The organism is Aequoribacter fuscus (assembly GCF_009910365.1).
In the GTDB taxonomy this organism is placed as follows: Bacteria; Pseudomonadota; Gammaproteobacteria; order Pseudomonadales; family Halieaceae; genus Aequoribacter; species Aequoribacter fuscus.
The window spans coordinates 2,160,412-2,179,570 of sequence record NZ_CP036423.1 but is presented as its reverse complement, the minus strand read 5'-3'; the positions used below and the strand labels follow the sequence as shown (position 1 = coordinate 2,179,570).

The following is a 19,159-nucleotide window of genomic DNA, read 5'->3' as shown; positions in this document are numbered from 1 at the left end:
GCCTCGGGTTTAAGAACATAACGCAATGGCCGAACTGGATCAAAAAGAACTCCGTGTGTTAATACTGCGAGACGGTAAGCCCGGGCATGAAACTAAGCCCGATGGCTTCGTACGTTATTTGCGTCAGCAGGCTGACCTTCAGGTAACAGAGGCGAATGTTCGTCTTCCTCTTGCCGCTTTGATGCGCCCACTATTGACGCTCGTTATTAATTATTTGCCGACCTTGCTGTGGCGTCGCGCGGTGTTGTCTTTGTATGGCTTGTCGCTGGATGATTTTAGGCCCGATCTCGTCTTGGCTGCGGGCGGGAAATCGTCGTTTGCTCTGGCGGCCTGTCAGGCGACAGAAAACATCACTGGGGTTCTTTTGGGCTCGGCTCGCCGACTCAGGCCCGACCGACTAGGTTGGGTGTTTGCTGCCGATGCGGATGAGTCTTGGGATCGCTGTGTACAAGTTCCTCTGCCGCCTTCGGCTCATGGTGCGGTCAGTCGGGTTGTTAAAGGCGAGGTGAGGACGCGCTTGGGTTTGGCGGAACACCAAAAAGTGCTGGCGGTCCTAATCGGTGGTGACGGCGCGGGTTGCGAGTACACCTTAGCCGATTGGCAGCATCTCGCGCAGTTAATTCGGGGCTTTGCCGAAGATGAGTCTCACGCGGTGTTACTATCGACGTCACGACGCACAGGGTTAGAGACTGAGAAGAGCCTACAAAAGCTCATCCCCCCTCATTGTTTGCGGCAAGCGGTGTGGTTCAATCATCGCGAAGAGCGCTGTATGGCGGACTATTTGGCGGCGTCTGATGCGGTCCTAGTTAGTGTTGATTCGATTTCTATGATCGCAGAGGCGTGCTCGGCCGGTTTTACCCCATGGATATTCTGCCCTCAGCGTGCCGAATTGCCGTCGCGCGTTGCGTCACTGATTTCCCGTCTTGAGTCTAAGGGGATGATCAAGTGGCTTGCCGGTGACGAAGTCAGCATAAATGGGAATGAATGCGCCGACTCTGAGCTCGATCGTTTTTGGCACGGGCAGATCCGTGCCGTGCTGGTGGACCTTAAGGTTCTTTGATCCAGGCTGTTGGTTGGCTTTTACCTTCAAAATCGTAGCCCAATAGCTCGATTTCTCTGGCGAACAACTGGGCGACAAATTCTCGGTCGGCTTCATCGTAGGCGCTAGAGAAATGCGCTTTGTCTTTACGAATGCCCGTTTTTACTTGGGGTAGTTCGGGCGGGTTTTCGATTCCAATGTGCTCGAGTACCTTTTGTAGATCTTGACTCAGCGTCTCATAACAACCCACAAAGTCCACTGCGACCTCATCGCCAAAGCAATAGAGCTGGTGGTCGAGCGGCAATTTTTTGATACGTAACCACTCGCTGAACGGCGTCTTCTCCGCTTTGCCACGCATTTTCCACCAGTAGAATGACACGACCTTGTCCCAAGGATTGCGGTCGAAACAAAATTTGTAATACGAGTTCCAAATTTCGTCGCCGCACAGTTGTTTAATGCGAGCGCCGCCCATGTGTTGGTAGTAGTGTTTGTTTAAAAACACGCTGTCCTTGTGAATGAGTTTGCGCATGCGCTCGTATTTGGCGTAAAGCTTGTCGAGGGGGGAATTGCCAATCCAATTGCGAGGCTCATGATCCTGCGCTGGTGGGTCCATAGTCGACACAATGTCATTGGGGGCGCAGAGTTGGGACAGCATGGTTTCGACCGAGCTCCCGGCAGTTTTATGAGTTTTGATAAAAATAAAACGGTATTTGTGGCTAATGATCATAGGTGCGTCCTAGAGTTGGCCTCGGCGCCATCGATTAAAGCGGTAAGCCGCTACTTTTAGAGCGATGTTGCCGCCTTGACGGATCTGGTTCCACAGCCCCTTACGATCAGGATAACGGCTGGGACTGTGGTCAGGTTGGATGCCCTCTAATTCGTTCATCCAGCTTGTGTCGGCTTCGTAGCCACATTCTATGAGCAGCGCGCTGATGTCACCGTGGCGCTGTATTTGGCTCACAATGCGAGGCAGATTGTCGCGCCATCGTCCGATGCTGTCGGTGTTTATCGAACGCAATCCATGCATCGCTCGCTCGGATTGCGCGGACAGCTTCGCGTGCTGGTGATACTCCGAAAACGGATGCGTGCAGGTCAACCATGGAATTTGTTTCTGCAACATACTTTGAACGGCGTCTGGATCTCTGACGAGATCCTCGTAGCGCACGGTAATGCAGCGCTCGTGTGTTTGCATTCGTTGCGCAAAGCCATGCTGCTCTCGCCACAGACGTAGGTTTGAGTAGTATTTGTCTCCTGCAATTCTATGTTTGCTCACCACGACATCGCGCGGGTCGCGCAGGCAATAAATCACCCAAAACTCCGGAACACTGGCCAACACTCTTGGCATAAATTGAGTGTCTTTGGGGCGTTTCGTCAGAAGAGTTTGCCCGTCGCTGGCTTGTGTCCGATTGAAGCGTGTCTCATGGCCGTACAGTTTGTCAAAATGGCAACAGGCACTCATCATCTCGTACAGTAAGGTTGTGCCACTGCGCGGCGAGCATCCGACAATGTGAATTTGTTTATACACGGCTGTTTCTGCAGTTAAGGTTGCGCAAGAATAGCACGGCCGTGCCAAGATATTCGAGTTTAGGCGCGTTTCTACACACGTGACAGAAGCCACGTCGCTGCAGTTTCCGCCTCGTTTAATCTGGGTAGCGGATCGGTCGCAAGAGTCACGGTACAAGCCTGAGTTACTGAGCTTACTTTGCCCTCGACGATCATCGCCTGCATGCTACGGTTGATTCTGTTTTTAGCTTTAGGTGGCAATTCGATTAAGCCGACATCGGCCCCACAGCTTAGAGCTTCGTAAACCATTGATACACTGTCGGGAGTAACCCACACGCTGTTTGCTTCGCGCATGTGTTCTGCTAGCCATCCCCTGGGGCAGGTGTCATGGCGTTGAATTGTGAGGTTTGGGCACGCGGTGTATATGTCTGAAAGTTGGCGCTCGGGGCTGCGACGCGAATCGGCGACGGTCCAGTCCAGCTCGGGTTCTGAGTTCACGATGGCGCAAACTTGTCGGGTGACCTGCGCGCTCGGCCACTCAAAGTGCTTAGACTGACCACCCAAAAGCACTAATCCTTTGTTGCTGGGTTGGTGATTTTGTTGACCTAGGGCGTTTATGGCACCTTCGGTGAGGTGGACCCTGGCGCCAACTGCGGTATTCAGCGCATCATGCTTTGGCATAATGATTGAGTCAAACCCAGTAAGGGGCCACGATGGCCGCATGACCACCGCTGTATGAGCTCGCAATCGTTTGCCGAGACACAGCGCAAGCCAATGGGTGCTGTGGCCTGCGGCAACAATAACATCCGCGGTTTGGAGTGATCTGAAGCTGTCGCCTCGTGCGACGAGTTTTTCGGGGAGTGAAAGGGTCGTTACATCGAGCCAGGAGCTCGTGTCAGTAGGCCTCTTGGCGGCCACAGCCTCACTCAACCCGCGCAGCTGACTCAAGTGCCCCGGTTTGCCATCATGTAAATACAGCCAATGTTTCGTGAAGTTAGTCATCAAACTGAGAGCGGTGTAGATGTGCATACAAGCCGTCTTTGGCTAAGAGCTCCAGATGAGTTCCTTGCTCGACCACTGCCCCTTGGTCCATAACGATGATTAGGTCGGCTCGTTCGACGGTCACCAAACGATGCGCGATCACGAGGGTCGTGCGATTCTGAGTGATGGTAGGCATAGCGGCGTTGATCGCACGTTCCGATTCATTGTCCAGCGCCGATGTGGCTTCATCGAGAATGAGCAGCGGCGCATTTTTTAAAAAGGCTCGCGCGAGAGCAATGCGCTGTTTTTGCCCACCAGACAGTGAGGCGCCACCCTCGCCTACTTGGGTATCTAAGCCATCCGGCAGAGCTTGGATAAATTCCCACGCATGCGCACTTTTAGCGGCGGAGATGATGTCTTGTTCGCATGCGTTTGCGAGCTCGCCATAGGCGATGTTGGCGCGGATCGTGTCTTCAAATAGCACTGTGTCTTGGGTCACAATTGCCACATGGCGGCGAATCGATTGCTGGGTGAGCTCGGAGGCGTCGTTATCGTCGAACCATACCGAGTTGCTGGGGGCTGGTATAAAGCCCGCGATAATATCGATGAGTGTGGTTTTGCCCGCGCCGCTTCGACCCACGAGAGCGATCAATTGCCCCGGTGCTGCATCGAAGCTGACACCATTCAACGCTTGGCGGTCGGCGCTTGGGTACTGATACGATAAGTTGTTAAGGCGTAAACCACCGGTAAAACGCGTCAAGGGACGCCCCGACTCATCGTGCTCCAACGATTGGTCTAGAATCTCGAAAATGCTTTCTGCCGCGGCAATGCCCCTCTGAATCGACGCATTCACGTTGGTCAGTTGCCGCAAGGGTTTGGCCACTAAACTGGCGGCGGTGATGTAGGCTAAAAATTCACCAGCATTGAGGTCACCAAACAGCGTCGGATCCAAGCCAAACCAAAACAGCAAGGCGATTGCACTGAAGGTTAGGATCTGAATAATCGGTGTGCTTATTTCATTCACGCGGGCGAGCTTTAATTCGTTCTTTAGGCTGGCACGGCAGCGTTCTTCAAAGCGCTGGTTTTCGTAGGCTTCACCCCCGAAAGCCCGAACGATGGCTTGTCCGCGTATTGCCTCTGAGGCGACATGAGTGACGCCGCCCATCGATTGCTGTATACGCTTGCTGTACCGTTTAAACCGGCTGCTCGCAATCCGAATAATCAGTCCAATGAGGGGTGCCGCAAGAAAAAACAAGAGCGACAGCTTCCAATCCAAGTACAGCAAGTAAGCCAGTAGGGCTATTACGGTGAGCCCCTCGCGTATCAATGTTTTGATTGCGTTGGAGGATGCCGCTGCGACTTGCTCGACATTAAATGTCAGCGTCGAGATGAGCTGCCCAGAGTTGTTGCGGCCAAAAAAACCTGAGGGCAAAGCCGTTAAGTGCTCGAAGACATCGCGGCGAATACGATTGACGACATTGCGTGCGACAAAGCTAATGTAATAGCCACCCAAATAACTCCCAATACCCCTGACTGACACGACCGAGATGATCGCAATGGGTAAAAACAAGCGTATACCTTCTCGGGTGGCCAAGCCCAGCTGTTGTTCCCAGCCGCTTAACTCCTTGGTGGAAGCCTCGGGCTCAAAGGCACTGGGTACGTATTGCATTAAGCTCGCAAATGCAGACTGCGTGAGTGCGTAAAGAATAAAGCCGCAAATCGCCAGAATCAGGGCTGGCCAAAAGTGCTTTACATAGCTCAACAGGCGCTTGTAGGTTTGCCAGCCAGTGTTGTTGGCCGCGGGGTCGCGCATTGACCTAACCTTTGGAGAAATTATCGTGGTCGTATTGTATGTCATGCGAGCCGCTTTGGCACCCCATCGGTTTCGTGGGCGCTGTGGACGAGTTATGTGCAGCCGCGATGATTTCTGGTCGCCCCTGACGTTGAAAAAGAAATTTAGAACACTGAGGATATGTACAGTAGTATCTAGGCGTGGTAAGGTTCGTTTAATTCATTATTCAAGGATGTATGGCTATGGATCCAAATAAGCAAAAAGCATTAGAGGCGGCATTAGCACAAATCGAGCGTCAGTTTGGTAAAGGCACCGTAATGCGCATGGGTGACAGCGAACGTGTCGCCATCCCATCAATTTCCACCGGTTCACTTGGATTGGATATTGCTTTGGGTATTGGTGGCTTGCCTAAGGGGCGTATTTGCGAAATTTATGGACCTGAGTCCTCCGGTAAAACGACACTCACGCTGCAAGTGATCGCAGAGGCCCAGAAATTGGGTGGTACAGCGGCGTTTATTGATGCCGAACACGCGTTAGATCCTATATATGCCGAGCGCCTGGGCGTTCAAGTTGATGACCTGATCTTGTCGCAGCCCGACACCGGAGAGCAAGCCCTTGAAGTCACCGAAATGCTGGTGCGTTCTGGCGCAGTTGATGTATTAGTCGTCGATTCAGTGGCTGCCTTGACCCCCAAGGCCGAAATTGAAGGTGACATGGGTGATTCCCACGTTGGTTTGCAGGCGCGTCTATTAAGTCAGGCGATGCGCAAGTTAACGGGCTCGATCAAGCAAACCAATTGTTTGGTGATTTTTATTAACCAAATTCGCATGAAGATCGGCGTGATGTTTGGTAGCCCAGAAACCACTACGGGTGGTAACGCCCTTAAGTTTTACTCATCGGTTCGTCTCGATATCCGCCGTATTGGCGCGGTAAAAGAGGGCGACGAAATTGTGGGTAACGAAACTCGAGTTAAGGTGGTTAAGAACAAGGTGTCTCCACCCTTCAAACAGGCCGAGTTTCAGATCATGTACGGATCCGGCATTTACCACAACGGTGAGCTGATCGACTGGGGTGTCAAGCTCGGACTGATCGATAAATCGGGCGCTTGGTATGCCTACAAAGGCGACAAAATTGGGCAAGGTAAGGCCAACGCCGCGAAGTTTCTAAGCGACAATAAAGACATTGCTGACGAGATCGAAGCAGCCATTCGTGCCCAAACGCTGACGACTGCAAAGCCTGCAGAGGCGCCGGTGGCAGAGACTCAGGACGCTGGTGAGTAATATCGCTTAACCATGCAAGACGGGTCTACAACTAAACTGTCGGCTCGCGCTGTCTTAATGGACTATTTAGCACGGCGCGAGCACAGCCAGCACGAGTTGCGCACCAAGGCTCTGAGACGCCTAGGTGCGCAAGCCGAAGTCGACATAGAAGAAGCGCTAGTGGCTTTGGCAGACGAAGGTCTGCAGTCTGACGAGCGGTTTGCTGAGGGTTTGTGTCGGCATCGTATTAACAAGGGATACGGTCCCAACACCTTGCAGCAGTTGGCCCGTGAAAAAGGCATCACGAAAGAACAGCTCAGTGATGCCCTTGAGGCCTTGGCACCTGATTGGTTTGACTGTGCTCAAGAAACGCTCAACAAGAAGTTCGCAAAGCCGATTGATGCCTCACTTGATTACGCGGGCAGACGGAAAGAGCTACAAAAACGCATGCGGTTTTTGAGCTACAGAGGCTACCCGACCAGTGTCATATCGGCCGTCGTTGCAGCCGATGACGGCTACAACGACTAAGTGGCGTTAAGCTCACTCGAAAGTTAAGCCCCGCTCTTTGCGCGGATCGCGTTTAAACATCCACCAATCTTTAAAGTAGTTTTGGTGCAGTTTCCAAGGCGACTCAGAAGCCTGTTTGGGTAGTTCGTGTTCGTGGCGTTTGATGTAGCCCGAATTCAGGTCAAGGAAGCCTTCGGTATTGTCTTTATTGACAGGCTCTTGGGGTATGAAGTATCTAAACCCTTGTGCGTCCATGTAGGTCACTAAACGATTAAAGTAGCGATGCGTGAGATCACACTTGAGCGTCCAGCTGGCATTGGTGTACCCCATGGCATACGTCATGTTTGGTACACCGGACAACATGCAGCCCTTATAGACAAAGCGGTTCGGAGCATCTAGCGCGATGCCATCGACGCTGATTTCAATGCCACCTAAGAACAGTAACTCTAAGCCGGTAGCCGATACGATGACGTCTGCCTCTAAGTGGGTACCCGAACTTAGTGAAATGCCTGACTCGTCAAAGTGAGCGATAGTGTCGGTAACGATATCGGCTTTACCGGACTTAATCGCATCAAACATATCGGCATCTGGGACTAAGCACAAACGCTGTTCCCATGGTGTGTACGAAGGCGTAAAGTGTTTGTCGACGTCGAAGCCGGCCGGGAGCAATGGACGCAGCATGTCTATGATTCTGTGCTTGGCTTGTTCGGGAAATTTGCGGCAGCGTTGATAGATGAACTGCTGTAAGCCAATGTTTTTAATGCGCGTTAAGTTGTAGGCCCAGCTGTTGGGCAGGAACGAGCGTAGCGCATTTGCAATGCCGTCTTGTGATGGGCGCGATACCATGTAGGTAGGCGAGCGCTGTAACATGGTGACCTTTCCCGCCTTCGTGGCGAGCGACGGTACCAACGTGACCGCGGTTGCGCCACTGCCGATCACAACGATCCGCTTGTCTGCGTAGTCGAACTCGGGGTCCCAAAACTGAGGGTGAATGACGGGACCGTGAAAGCGATCTTCCCCAGGGTATTCTGGTTTGTAGGCGCTGTCGTAGTTGTAGTACCCGCAGCAGAGTTGCAAGAAGCGGCACTGGATTTCTTGTGTGTGATCACCAGTCTGCAGTTGCACGCTCCACAGCGCGCTTGCGCTGTCCCACGCTGCTGAAATGACTTTTTGATTCAAGGTAATCTTGGAGCTAAGGCCATACTCTTGCACCGTCTCTTCAATGTAGGCCTTGATTGATGGGCCATCTGCTATCGATTTTTTTGCGATCCAGGGCTTAAAGTCGAAGCCTAGGGTATGCATATCAGAATCGGAGCGAATGCCCGGATACTTAAACAGATCCCATGTTCCACCTATGCTCGCTCGACTTTCTGTGATGTGAAATGTGTAGTTCGGATGCTCTCGTTGTAAATGAACGGCGGCGCTGATACCAGAAAGGCCGGCGCCGACAATTAAGACATCAAGCTGTGCCGGGGTATTATTCGTGACGGACATGAGGCCTCGCGTAATTAGGGTCTGCCCGAAGTCTAAACGCTAGTGGCGAATAAGCAACTGTTTTATAGGGTCCACAAGGCGACAAGTGATGTGTGTAAAGTCCGCAAAATATGGCGCCCAATCGGGCTATCCAGCGTCAAAATATTCTGCTCCTCGGCACGTACCAAATTATCTACCGAGTAAATCATCATGGCGTTTGACACGAAAAGCAGCTGGTCGCGCTCTTCTGGTGTAAGGGTAGGGCTAATACTGACCAGCACCTCAGCCAGAGACGATGGTGGCGTGCTCATCGGAATGTCGGGGTTAAGCACCTTTTCAACGCGTTCTGGGGTGCGCAAGAAATGTGCTAGGAACTTGGCGTACAGGCGGCCATTTTCGCTGCGCCGGGTGTACTGCAGAAACGGTTCGAGGTAAATATCGATAGCGACCTCGACACTGACTGAGTCTTGTTTCGGTAGGGCGTCAATGAGCTGCTGCCGCAGAGCGTCGATTTCATCTGCATGCGCTAACAGAATTTGCTCGAACAGAGCGCGTTTGGAGCCAAAATGGTACTGCAGTGCGTTGCGATTTTTCTGGCCCGCCCGCTCGGTAATTTCCAGCAGACTCACCTCTGCGTAGGGCTTGTCTGCAAACAAATGCAGAGCGGCTTTGGTGAGGGCGCGTCGCGTCGCGAGTGAACGATTATTTTTTTCCATTGTGGTTGTTTGCTAAGCACATAGTAATAGTCTAACGCATAAACTGCTGAATCAGAAAACAAATTTCGTTTAACAATTAGCGTTTTTAGACTTTTACATCCACATTATGCTTACCAATAGGCGCTGGCTCTAGCTACCTAAGTTGTTTACCATAGTCTCGTAATCCTCAGGGGGCGGCTGTGTGAGTGCCTATTTTGTAGTCGTAGTCATTGTGGGCCTAATCGCGGCACTTGTAGCCACGCGTGTGTCGGCCGTTAAAGTCTTCGCGGGCGCCCTTGGGGTATTGTATTTTGCGGGCTTTATCAGCACTGAGCAGGTGCTGGACAAGGCCACAAATATAGGGGTTGTGACCCTGCTGGCACTACTGTTGGTGTCGTTGGGTCTTGAAAAGCTAAACGTCCTAACGAGCTTATCGAATCGTCTACTCCACTCAAACCTATCGCTATCGATCATGCGTTTGGGCGCTGTGACCGCGCTGAGTTCGGCATTTTTGAACAACACGGCCGTTGTGGCCACGCTGGCCGGAGGGGTCCAGCGCAATAAGGTTCATCGTCCCTCGAAGCTGCTTATTGTGTTGTCTTACAGTGCGATTATGGGCGGCACTATGACCTTGATTGGCACCTCGACAAATCTCATCGTGAATAGTTTTTTGTTGGATTCGGGTGTCCCTGGTTTCGATTTGTTTGATTTCTTTCCTATTGGCGCGATCGCGACCTTAGCGGGTTTGCTGACCCTCGCGATTTTTGCAAGAACCTTGCCCGATCACACAGTGGGCGATAAAGCCATTACCGATTATTTACTTGAAGCGGAAGTTATCGAAGGGTCGAGCTTGATCGGAAAATCGGTAGCCGATAACGGATTACGTGATTTGAATGGCTTGTTCTTGGTCGAGATTGTACGCGATGGTCAATTGATTACGCCTGTGACTCCGAGGCAAGTCTTGCAGGCGTCCGATAAACTGATTTTTTCGGGCGATGTCACGCGCTTACATGTGTTAGACGAGTTCGATGGGCTGCGATCTTTTGCCATGGAAGAGGGTCTGTTGCGTTCCAACTTGACCGAGGTCATCGTATTACCGGGCGCCACGGTAGAGGGGCGCACGATTAAAGCGTCGGGGTTTCGAAGCTTATTCGATGCAGCCGTTGTTGGTGTAAGTCGAGGTGGTCTGCCTTTGTCGGGTAAGCTGGGTGATATTGTGCTGCGAGCGGGTGACAGCCTGATCTTGGCGGTTGGGCCCGATTTTCGACGTCGCAATAACCTGCGCCGTAACTTTGTGATCGTCGATTCGAAAATTGATAGCGGCAGGGTAAGTAGCACCCAAAGTTCGGGGATGTTGCTTGGGCTTGGACTGGTCGTCACTGGGGCGGCGCTGGGTTACTTTGAGTTGGTTTCAGGCTTGGCTTTGCTGCTGACCTTTATGTTAGCGATTGGCTCGGTGTCTGTTCGAGAACTTAGACGGCGCTTTCCTTTTGAGTTGTGGTTAATTATCACGTCTGCGTTGTGTGTGTCGCAGGCACTCGCGGATACGGGGTTGATAGGCCAGATGTTGGCTGGAGCAGAGGGCACCCTGGGTACGGTGAATCCAATGTATGCGCTTGTCGCGGTTTACTTGTTTACCCTACTCATGACCGAATTGATGACCAATACCGCCGCAGCCGCGTTGATGTTTCCTTTAGCGGCCTCGTTTGCTGCTGCCCTTCAAGTTGACCTATTGCCGTTTGCCGCCGCGGTGGCCTTTGGTGCAAGTGCCAGTTTCTTGACGCCCTTTGGCTACACCACCAATCTGATGGTTCAGAACATGGGAGGGTATCGTCTCGGTGATTATCTGCGAATTGGAGCGCCAGTATCTGTCGTATACACCGCTGTAGCACTGACCTTGATTCCTCTGGTCTTCCCATTCTAACCCTTTTGATGTCTTGTTGCCTGCGGTGACTTTTGAGCTGCAGAGATAGTTTCTGACGAAATCAGCAGGCGCATTTCGGCAGGGCAGGTTTCACACTAAACCCAACACTTTAAAGCCAAGGAGGGCGTGTGTTGCGTTTACTAATTTTACTAGGTCTGCTTGGCGCGGCTGGTTGGAGTCACGCAGACGAGAAACCGCGCGCGGTGTTGTCTATCGAAGATCTGCTGATCGCGCCCAAGCAATTTACCGTAAGTCCCCGTTTTAGTTTCAGCACGGATCAGCTGAGTCGTGCTGGTGTGTCTTCACGCAGCTACAGCAGCAGTTTGAACCTGAACTATGGTCTTAACAAGAACATCGCACTCAGCTGGCAGTACTCAAGCCAGCGATCCTTGCAAAACGAGGCCCGTTCTGGTGCCAGTACACAAGCCCTAGGCCTGCGCTGGCGTATTCCAACGCAAGGCGCTTGGCAGTGGAATGTTTCGGCGTATCGAGAACTTCACGCATCGCACACTGTGTCTGGGCTGGAATGGGCTCGTCCCGCTTCCAACATTAGTATCCAAACCTATCGGTTTATCGATCCCTTGGTTCTCTCTACTAGCCTTAGCTATCACACCGCAAGTCGGTGGCGTGTGGGTGGAGCCTTGAGTCCTCAATCGAAATACATGCAATGGAATGTGGCGATGGACTTCGCTGTGAACCGTGTGGTGGGCTTGTATACCGCGTACCAAATGTCGCGTGGGGTGACTGGTCACTCCGGTGAATTCTCTGTTCGGCAGCGACTGAGTTTAGGGGGATCTTATCGAATAAGCGGTGATACATCGGTGGCCCTAACCTTGGGCTTTGGGCTTGCCGACACAGCCCCCGCAACCTTATCTGTTCAGGGCCGTTATCGATTTTAGGGCTCTGCGGATCACGCCAGCATGAAGCTGGGTAATTTTCAATGGAATGAGGAACAACATATGAAAAACTTAGTAACGAAATCGCTTGGTGCGGCCCTGTTGAGTGTTTGTGTGGGCACAGTCACCGCGGCACCTCTGCCTGCCGATGATGTCAGTGAACTCTTCGGCACGGATTTACAGAACCTGAATGTAGCGCCGCTGTCACAAGCCACCATGCAAGAAACCAAGGGCGAATTTATGCAATTGTTTGGTTTTGTGTTGGCTGCAGCAGCTGTTGATTTGGCATTCACGGCAGTCATGTGGGGTAGCTATATCGATGTCGCAGCAAAAGAAGGTGCTGTGGGTGAAGATGATGTCATCATCCAAGACTCCGCCGGCGCCGAGGAAATATCCGGTACAAGTGGGCCCAGCGCGCCCACCACCGATGTGACAAAAACCCACGACAGTTACACGGATCCCATCGAAGATATGAAATCTTGTGACACGTTTTGCGTGGAAACTCACGGTATATGAGTTAGCATTGGAAAGGCACCTTCGGGTGCCTTTGTTTTAGAAAAAGGAGTTGAGAATGAAAAAAGTGATTATTGGACCGTCTCGTGTCAGTTTCTTAGGGGTGGTTATCTTAGTTTGGGCTTTATGCATGATGCCAGGTTTGGCCTGGGTGGTTTGGAGTAGTGTCGGCGTGGGTGCTGAGCAAAGTCTGGCGCCTCAAATGCAGTATTTACTGTTTTGGTTTGTGGCAAGTCTGGTCTACGGTGTTGTTATTGCAAGCCTAGTTTGGTTTGACGGCCGCTTGCTGTCTGAGGAATAGGTTCATCTATGGCTCGACTGATCGCCGCGTTGACTTTGAGTCTTATGTGCTCGCAGGTCCTCGCTTTGACGAGCTGGGTTGAGCAGCGAGATCAGGGCGTCGTGAAACAACAGCGCGACTACTCGTGCGGTGCGGCTGCTGTGGCGACCTTGCTGACTCATCATTGGGGGCGAAATGTCAGCGAATCCGATGTTCTGAATGCCTGGTTAGCGCAATTCAGCCAAGCAGAGCTCAGTTTGCAGACTTTCGTGGATGAGGGCTTTAGTCTGTGGCATATCGCTATGATGGGCGGGCCATTAGGGTATGACGCTCAGGGGCTACAGGTGCCCATAGCATCCTTGGCCGCATTAAAACAACCTTTGCTGATCTACGTAGAACCCTTCGGGCAACCGCACTTTACGCTGGTAACAGAAGGTTCGGAGCGGGGCGTTTGGCTGTCGGATCCATCGTGGGGGCGAGTCTACGTCGGTTTTTCGGAGTTGCGGGACTGGGTGGAAGGTGACGTCGTAAAGGCACTCTGGCTAAAGCCTGCCGCCTGAGGCGGCAGGCCAACGGGCTTATATTTTCCTGAGCTGAAGCCCGAGTTCCGAGATTAACGCTGCCTCTTTGCTGTCAGTGCCTTTGGGTGCAATGACTGCAATTGACGCGTCGGCAGGTCTTAGGTACTGCTGTGCGACGCGCAGTATGTCATCGCGTGTACAGTTCAGAACAGCGCGGCGGAAGGCTTCTTTGTCAGCGTGACTGCGTTCAAATAACCGGTTGTGAAAATGTTGTTTGCAGGCGCCAGCTGGCGATGCCGGTTTGTCCAAAGCGGCAATGACACCCAATACCGATTCATCGAGCGCTTCGTCACTGAATGTGTTGGACAGCAACCATGCAATTGACGCATCGAAGTCGTTTAACGTCTCCCCGAAACGAGGATCTCGGTACGAATAGAACCGAAAGACGCCGGTCCCGCCATCTTGCGAAGCCCCGCCGCCGTACGCGCCACCTTGTTCGCGTATGGCTCGGTGTAAAAAGCCATTACGCAGCAGGCCACCTAAGACGGTAAGTGCAGGTGCATCGGGGTGGTCTGAGCTAACCGTCACGTAGGCTTTGGCACAAAAATATACCTGTGTATCCGCAAGCCAAAGTTGTTTGGGGCTAGCGGCATCAAAGGGCGATGATTGCAGCGGGGTTACCGCCAGAGCTTTGCCGAGTTGGGCGTGGGGAACTGACGCCAGCAGCGAATCCAAGGCCTGCTCTTCACCAATCAGCAGACTTTGCCATTCGCCCGTGCGCACGTTTTGGTGCAGTTTCGTCAGGTCATGGGCAAAGGCTTCGAGATCGTTATTGCTGTCTAAGCGTTTGTTTAACTCTTTTAGGTAGGCAATGGCGGGCAGTCCGCCCAGGCTGTCTTGCACCGTTGCGAGTGGAGCATGCGCGGCTGCTGCGGCACTCATTGCTAAGCTGTGGCCGTTGCCGGTAATCGCGTTCACACGTCGTTGCGTTCTTTGGCTGACCAGTTCGCGCAAACGCTTTAGCTCATCAAAGCGCGGTGAATTCAGAGTATCTTGCAATAACTCGAGCTGTTGCTCGCTTTTGTCAATCAGCGCTTTTGATGATAACGCGACGTAGCCGTCGAGCGCATCAGCCTGAGTTTTACTGTTGCGAATCATGGCGTGTGCGTGAATGCCGCCAACCGCAGCAGACTGACGTTTTTGAACGTCTAGATAGGATTGTGCGCCAAGACCGACTTCCGTTATAAAATCCGTGTACAGAGGCAGTAGCTGTAGCTCCTGTGCGTTTAGTTGGGCAAGACGCGCGACGACTTCTCGATAAATTAAGCCATTAGTCCCAGCTGGATATAAGGTGTACGCCGCATCCTCGCCAATTCTGTAGGTCGGTTCGTGTAGGTGTTCGGCGACGTCGGCCTTTGTTACCTTGGGCAATATTGAACTGTCATCTTGTGAATTTTGCCTCTCTTGCAGGTCCTTGCTTTGCTTCACCAAAGCCCGCAAATCGTCCTCTGACAGTGTATTTTTTACCGCTTGGAGTTTGTCTTTCTCCGCTTGGATCTTCGCTGCTGACAATTCGGTATCTGGCTTCAATACCAAGGTGACGCGGTGCTTGTTGTCGAGCAAGCGCTCTCGAATAAGATTTTGGACGTAGCCTGGGGACTTTATGTTTTCTTTGAGTTGCGCTAAGGCAGGTTCAAGATTCAGTACGTTTACAGGATCAGCATAATGTGTCGCGGCACTAAGCCCCTGCAGTATCAAATTCAGGCCATAGGGCATGCCATCGCCGGTGATTTCTCGCTGATGCAACTCAAGCTGATGCAACACGGCTTCGATGTCCTCGTCGCTGAATCCGGTGTTGGCACATTCCTCAAGCACACCTAAAACCAATTGTTCGGTGGCCTCTAGGTGTTCTGGCTCGCTTCCCGCGATACCACAACAAAAAACCATTTCACGCATGGAGTCTTCCAGGCCACAAAGCGGCGAGGGAGAGTTCCCGAGGCTGCTGGTTTCGAGCTTCGCCATAAGTGGTGAAGCGCTATTTTCGAGCAATAAATTCGTGATGAGGTGAGCCTCGAGTTGGGCCATTAGGTCTTGACTCTCACCCAGTTTCCAGCCCATAACAATGTGTGTTTTGCCACTGAGATCGTCAGAGTCATCCAAGCAATAAGAATGTTCGGCGCGTTTGGCCTGTTCAAAGGGTGTTGCCAGTGCAACCTCGATACGCGCGTCGGAGCGCTCGAAGCGGTGCAAAGCCCATTCTTCAAAGCGCTGCTGGTGATAATCGGCAGGCATGTTGCCAAACGTCATAAAAATCGCATTACTGGGGTGGTAATGTGTTTGGTAGAAGGCCTTCAGCTGCTCGTAGGTTAAATCGGTGATGCACTCAGGGTCTCCACCGCTGTTGTAGTGATAGGTGTTATCGAATAACTCGCCCGATAGCGTTTGCCACAGCGTACTGTTCACCGAGCTCATGGCGCCTTTCATCTCGTTAAAGACCACACCTTTGTACACTAGGTCTGAGTTCAGGTCCTCGCTATCTTCAAGCTCTATTCGGTGGCCTTCTTGCGCGAAATCCAAAGGATCGAGATTCGAGAAAAATACCGCATCGAGATACACCTGAAGCAGGTTTTCGAAGTCTTTCGGTGTTTGACTGGCAAAGGGGTAGGCGGTCCAATCTGAGCTGGTAAACGCGTTCATAAAGGTGTTTAGCGAACGCCGCAACATCATGAAGAATGGATCGCGCACTGGATATTTCTCGCTACCACACAGGGCCGTGTGCTCTAGGATGTGAGCCACGCCAGTCGAGTCTTGCGGGACTGTTCGAAGTGCCACGAGAAAGACATTCTCATCATTATTGCTTGCTAAATGGTAGTGTTCGGCGCCTGTGCCTTTGTGGCGGAAATGCCCCACGGTGATATCCAGCGAGGGTATGTGCTGGGTGTTTAGATGTTCAAAGCTTTCGTAGTGGGGTAGTGCCTGCGTCATTGAGTTCTCCTTTCAGCGCGGCCAAAGTATAGCGTTATTAGGGCTCCGTAGGGAGGAACTTGGGGCGTTCAGGCAGAATTTCAAGTTGATAGCGCCAGGGCCAGCGCTTTCCTGTAAACCAGACACTGTTGTTCGTGGCGTCATAGCCGATACCATTTAACACATCGGTGTTGGGCAAGCGCTCTTTCTTAGGCAGCAATCCTTCAAGGTTTAGTGAAGCCACCACCTCTCCCGATTGCGGGTTGATCACAACAACACGATCTTCATACCAGATGTTGGCCCACACCAATCCGTCGATATACTCGAGTTCATTCAGGCGTTGGATGCGGCGGCCCTCTTCGGTGACCGTGATACTGCGAACGGGCTTAATACCCTCTGGGGTATAGACTGTGAGGGCAGCACTGCCGTTGCTCACAATAAGATGAGTCCCATCGTTGGTGATTCCCCAGGCTTCTCCAGCAATCCGAAACTGCTCAATAACCTGCAGCGTTTCTCGATCTCGGACGAAGCCAGTGCCAGAGCGCCAGGTCAATTGATACAATAAATCCCCCAAAACGGTGACGCCTTCGCCGAAATATCGAGCGGGCAAGGACTCTTGCACTATCGTATGGCCGGTGCTTGAGTTGATCTTGGCGATATACGAACTCCCGTAGCCACCCGTGCCTAAATAGAGGTGGGATTGGTCAAAGGCTAAACCTTGAACGAAAGCGTCCCGGTCTTGGCTTTGCTGGTCAACAATTTGGAATGAAAGCTGTGTTACGGGTTGCGCAATGGTGATGTACGGCGCAAAAAATAACAGAACCCAAAAGCGTAAGATGACTTTCATGAGCGCTTTTTCAACTGGCGAATGCCGAATCGTGCCGGCGATAGGGCTCTGATGAGCTCATTGGCAAGTGGCAAGGGCTCGTGATTTAGCAGTGACGCCAAGAACTCGCCGGCCAAGGGTCCATAAGTCAGGCCTCTTGAACCAAGACCGGTCAGTACAAATATCCCCGGTTGCACTGGACAGGCCTCGGGGATGATTTTCTTGCCATCAAATTGAAGAGACTGATAAAGATCTTGCATGGCATCGTCATTGGGCACTGCGCCCACGATTGGAAGGTAATCGGGCGTTGTGCAGCGAAATGCAACGCGGTGCCCCAAAACTTGCCTGTCTTTGATTGCCAGGAAGGCATCCAGTTTTTCCAGATTCTCTTGGTCACTTGCGGAGCGAGGGCTCGTGTCTGCATCGTCTAAATCAAAGGTGGCTCCGATGCAGTGTTGTCCGCCAACCGCGGGTGCAATGTAACCCTCATTGCATAAAGCGGATTTAATGGTGTTGATCGCCGGTATTTGTGTGGTTTGGCCTCGAATCGCTTTGGTGGGCAGTAGTGTATTGGCAACCAAATCTTTGGTGCCGGTGCCCGCCGCAAACACAACGCAATCGGCAAATACATTTTGCGAGTTGCATTTGAGCTTTAGGCCCGAATCGGTCGAGGTGAGGTTTTCGAATCCGTCTTTGATCAGTTCGATGTTGGGGTGCGAGAGCAGAGCTTGGCACAATGGCTTTGGCGCTATCCACCCCGATTGAGGGAAGTGCAGCATGGGTTGCGATAGCGCAATCCCCGAAATAGTTCGCGCTTCGTGCTCATCGACGATGCGAGCGAGATTGGGCAACTTATGTACGTTCAGCGCCAATTCTGAGTCTGTGTCTCGCGGGAAGGTGTGTAGCATACCGCATAGACTCGCATCGACACCCTCTTGCAGCACCTCGTTCGACAGCAGATCACGGTACAGTTGCGTAGCGTAGCGAAAAGCGAGAACGCCAAAATCCCCTAAAGGCGCATGACGTTTTGGGATGCGGCAGTAAACAACGCCTTGTGCATTACCCGACGCCTGGGTTGCAATGCCCTCAGGGTCGATAACGCTGACCTTGATGCCTCGGTTTGCGAGTGCGTAGGCTGCAAAACTGCCAGCGAGTCCTGCGCCAATCACCGCGACATGCTCCGGCCTGGCGTTTGGAGTCGAACTCTTGTGCCAAGGTGTTGCGTCAATCGTTAAGTGCTTGCTGTCGCGATGCTTCAGGGCGAAGAGCTGTTCGCGTTTGCGACCGAACCCCGGTTTCTTGTAGATGTTGAACCCTCTTTCACGCAGGGGTATTTTCACCTTGCCCGCAACGCTAAATGTTGACGCAGTGCACCCTTTGGGTGAGCAATGCGCAATGTTATCTAAGACCTGATCTGACCACATGGATGAGTTTTTGCTGGGTGCGAAACCATCGAGGTACCAAGCGTCGACCCTCAGGTCTTGCTCGGCCCAGCGTGTGGTCGCCCATGCGACATCACCAAACCACAAATCCAGGGTAATGTTGCCGTCCAAAAACGCTAGCCTGTGGGTGCCAGGGATGGGGTCGGGGTATCGCGCTAACAGACTTTGTTTTATGTCGTTAAGTTCTGGCCAGTGCGACAAGGCACGATCTAAATCGGTCGCGTTCATGGGAAAGCCTTCAACCGAGACAAAGTGAAGCTTGGGCTTTGGCTCGGGAGCCGCACACCAAGCTTGCACAGTAACGCAAAAGTTCAGCCCCGACCCAAACCCGAGCTCGCCGATCACAAACCGGTCGCATGTTGACCGGTTCCAGCGTGACAGTATGTCATTCCCGAGCAAATATACGTGGCGGGCCTCCGCTAGGCCCTGCCCCGGATTAAAGTAGATGTCGTCGAAGTTTCTTGAAATGGGGGTGTCATCTTTCCAGTCAATTTCGGCGCTGGGTAAGGCTTGCCATAGCGGACTTGAATGTGACACTCAGTAA

General features: G+C 52.4%; 17 protein-coding genes. 8 read left to right on the top strand and 9 right to left on the bottom strand.

The window, feature by feature from the left end:
- Positions 1 to 25 precede the first annotated feature (25 nt).
- Positions 26 to 1,060 carry an ELM1/GtrOC1 family putative glycosyltransferase gene (locus tag EYZ66_RS09720; protein ID WP_009576277.1) on the top strand — a complete coding sequence of 345 codons (1,035 nt, stop codon included), beginning with the start codon at positions 26 to 28 and terminating at the stop codon, positions 1,058 to 1,060.
- On the opposite strand, the gene EYZ66_RS09715 is transcribed toward EYZ66_RS09720, so the two are convergent.
- The 4 genes from EYZ66_RS09715 to msbA all read right to left on the bottom strand — a co-directional run bounded on the left by EYZ66_RS09715 (position 1,047) and on the right by msbA (position 5,336).
- Positions 1,047 to 1,766 (bottom strand): sulfotransferase family 2 domain-containing protein, encoded by a 720-nt coding sequence (locus EYZ66_RS09715; RefSeq protein ID WP_009576278.1) that lies wholly within the window; start codon positions 1,764 to 1,766, stop codon positions 1,047 to 1,049. The two genes, EYZ66_RS09720 and EYZ66_RS09715, sit on opposite strands and share 14 nt — an antisense overlap.
- A 9-nt stretch (positions 1,767 to 1,775) precedes the next feature.
- Positions 1,776 to 2,564 carry a sulfotransferase family protein gene (locus tag EYZ66_RS09710; RefSeq protein ID WP_083814387.1) on the bottom strand — a complete coding sequence of 263 codons (789 nt, stop codon included), beginning with the start codon at positions 2,562 to 2,564 and terminating at the stop codon, positions 1,776 to 1,778.
- Positions 2,565 to 2,635: 71 nt separating this feature from the next.
- On the bottom strand, positions 2,636 to 3,571 hold the full coding sequence (locus tag EYZ66_RS09705) for an ELM1/GtrOC1 family putative glycosyltransferase (protein WP_009576280.1): 936 nt from the start codon (positions 3,569 to 3,571) through the stop codon (positions 2,636 to 2,638).
- Positions 3,537 to 5,336: a lipid A export permease/ATP-binding protein MsbA gene (gene msbA / locus EYZ66_RS09700; protein WP_009576281.1), complete on the bottom strand. Its 1,800-nt coding sequence runs from the start codon at positions 5,334 to 5,336 to the stop codon at positions 3,537 to 3,539. Before msbA ends, EYZ66_RS09705 begins: the two co-directional genes overlap by 35 nt.
- Positions 5,337 to 5,557: 221 nt before the next feature.
- Here msbA and recA point away from each other — a divergent pair, with 221 nt between their 5' ends.
- Together recA and EYZ66_RS09690 are read left to right on the top strand one after the other, a co-directional pair.
- Entirely contained in the window at positions 5,558 to 6,595 is a 1,038-nt protein-coding gene (gene recA, locus EYZ66_RS09695; RefSeq protein WP_009576282.1) for a recombinase RecA, read from the top strand.
- A gap of 57 nt (positions 6,596 to 6,652) precedes the next feature.
- Positions 6,653 to 7,102, top strand: coding sequence for a regulatory protein RecX (locus EYZ66_RS09690; RefSeq protein WP_009576283.1), 450 nt, complete (start codon positions 6,653 to 6,655; stop codon positions 7,100 to 7,102).
- 12 nt (positions 7,103 to 7,114) lie between these two features.
- Here the strand turns inward: EYZ66_RS09690 and EYZ66_RS09685 are convergent, their stop codons facing one another.
- Both EYZ66_RS09685 and EYZ66_RS09680 read right to left on the bottom strand, forming a co-directional pair.
- Positions 7,115 to 8,575 (bottom strand): flavin-containing monooxygenase, encoded by a 1,461-nt coding sequence (locus EYZ66_RS09685; protein ID WP_050793428.1) that lies wholly within the window; start codon positions 8,573 to 8,575, stop codon positions 7,115 to 7,117.
- A gap of 62 nt (positions 8,576 to 8,637) precedes the next feature.
- Positions 8,638 to 9,270 carry a TetR/AcrR family transcriptional regulator gene (locus tag EYZ66_RS09680; protein WP_009576285.1) on the bottom strand — a complete coding sequence of 211 codons (633 nt, stop codon included), beginning with the start codon at positions 9,268 to 9,270 and terminating at the stop codon, positions 8,638 to 8,640.
- Positions 9,271 to 9,451: 181 nt separating this feature from the next.
- On the opposite strand from EYZ66_RS09680, the gene EYZ66_RS09675 reads away from it, so the two are divergent.
- The 5 genes from EYZ66_RS09675 to EYZ66_RS09655 all read left to right on the top strand — a co-directional run bounded on the left by EYZ66_RS09675 (position 9,452) and on the right by EYZ66_RS09655 (position 13,422).
- On the top strand, positions 9,452 to 11,173 hold the full coding sequence (locus EYZ66_RS09675) for an SLC13 family permease (RefSeq protein WP_009576286.1): 1,722 nt from the start codon (positions 9,452 to 9,454) through the stop codon (positions 11,171 to 11,173).
- Positions 11,174 to 11,301: 128 nt separating this feature from the next.
- Positions 11,302 to 12,072, top strand: a complete 771-nt coding sequence (locus EYZ66_RS09670; RefSeq protein WP_009576287.1) for a hypothetical protein — start codon at positions 11,302 to 11,304, stop codon at positions 12,070 to 12,072.
- A 60-nt stretch (positions 12,073 to 12,132) separates the two neighbouring features.
- On the top strand, positions 12,133 to 12,585 hold the full coding sequence (locus EYZ66_RS09665; protein ID WP_009576288.1) for a hypothetical protein: 453 nt from the start codon (positions 12,133 to 12,135) through the stop codon (positions 12,583 to 12,585).
- Between the two features lie 55 nt (positions 12,586 to 12,640).
- Positions 12,641 to 12,883 (top strand): hypothetical protein, encoded by a 243-nt coding sequence (locus EYZ66_RS09660; protein WP_009576289.1) that lies wholly within the window; start codon positions 12,641 to 12,643, stop codon positions 12,881 to 12,883.
- A gap of 8 nt (positions 12,884 to 12,891) precedes the next feature.
- Positions 12,892 to 13,422, top strand: a complete 531-nt coding sequence (locus EYZ66_RS09655) for a C39 family peptidase (RefSeq protein WP_009576290.1) — start codon at positions 12,892 to 12,894, stop codon at positions 13,420 to 13,422.
- An 18-nt stretch (positions 13,423 to 13,440) separates the two neighbouring features.
- Here the strand turns inward: EYZ66_RS09655 and EYZ66_RS09650 are convergent, their stop codons facing one another.
- The 3 genes from EYZ66_RS09650 to mnmC are packed head-to-tail and all read right to left on the bottom strand — an operon-like array spanning position 13,441 to position 19,152.
- On the bottom strand, positions 13,441 to 16,368 hold the full coding sequence (locus EYZ66_RS09650) for an insulinase family protein (RefSeq protein ID WP_009576291.1): 2,928 nt from the start codon (positions 16,366 to 16,368) through the stop codon (positions 13,441 to 13,443).
- Between the two features lie 37 nt (positions 16,369 to 16,405).
- On the bottom strand, positions 16,406 to 17,194 hold the full coding sequence (locus tag EYZ66_RS09645; protein WP_009576292.1) for a glutaminyl-peptide cyclotransferase: 789 nt from the start codon (positions 17,192 to 17,194) through the stop codon (positions 16,406 to 16,408).
- Complete coding sequence (gene mnmC, locus EYZ66_RS09640) at positions 17,191 to 19,152, bottom strand: bifunctional tRNA (5-methylaminomethyl-2-thiouridine)(34)-methyltransferase MnmC2/FAD-dependent 5-carboxymethylaminomethyl-2-thiouridine(34) oxidoreductase MnmC1 (protein WP_040816840.1); 1,962 nt, start codon at positions 19,150 to 19,152, stop codon at positions 17,191 to 17,193. The genes EYZ66_RS09645 and mnmC overlap by 4 nt, the downstream gene beginning before the upstream one ends.
- Positions 19,153 to 19,159: the final 7 nt, after the last annotated feature.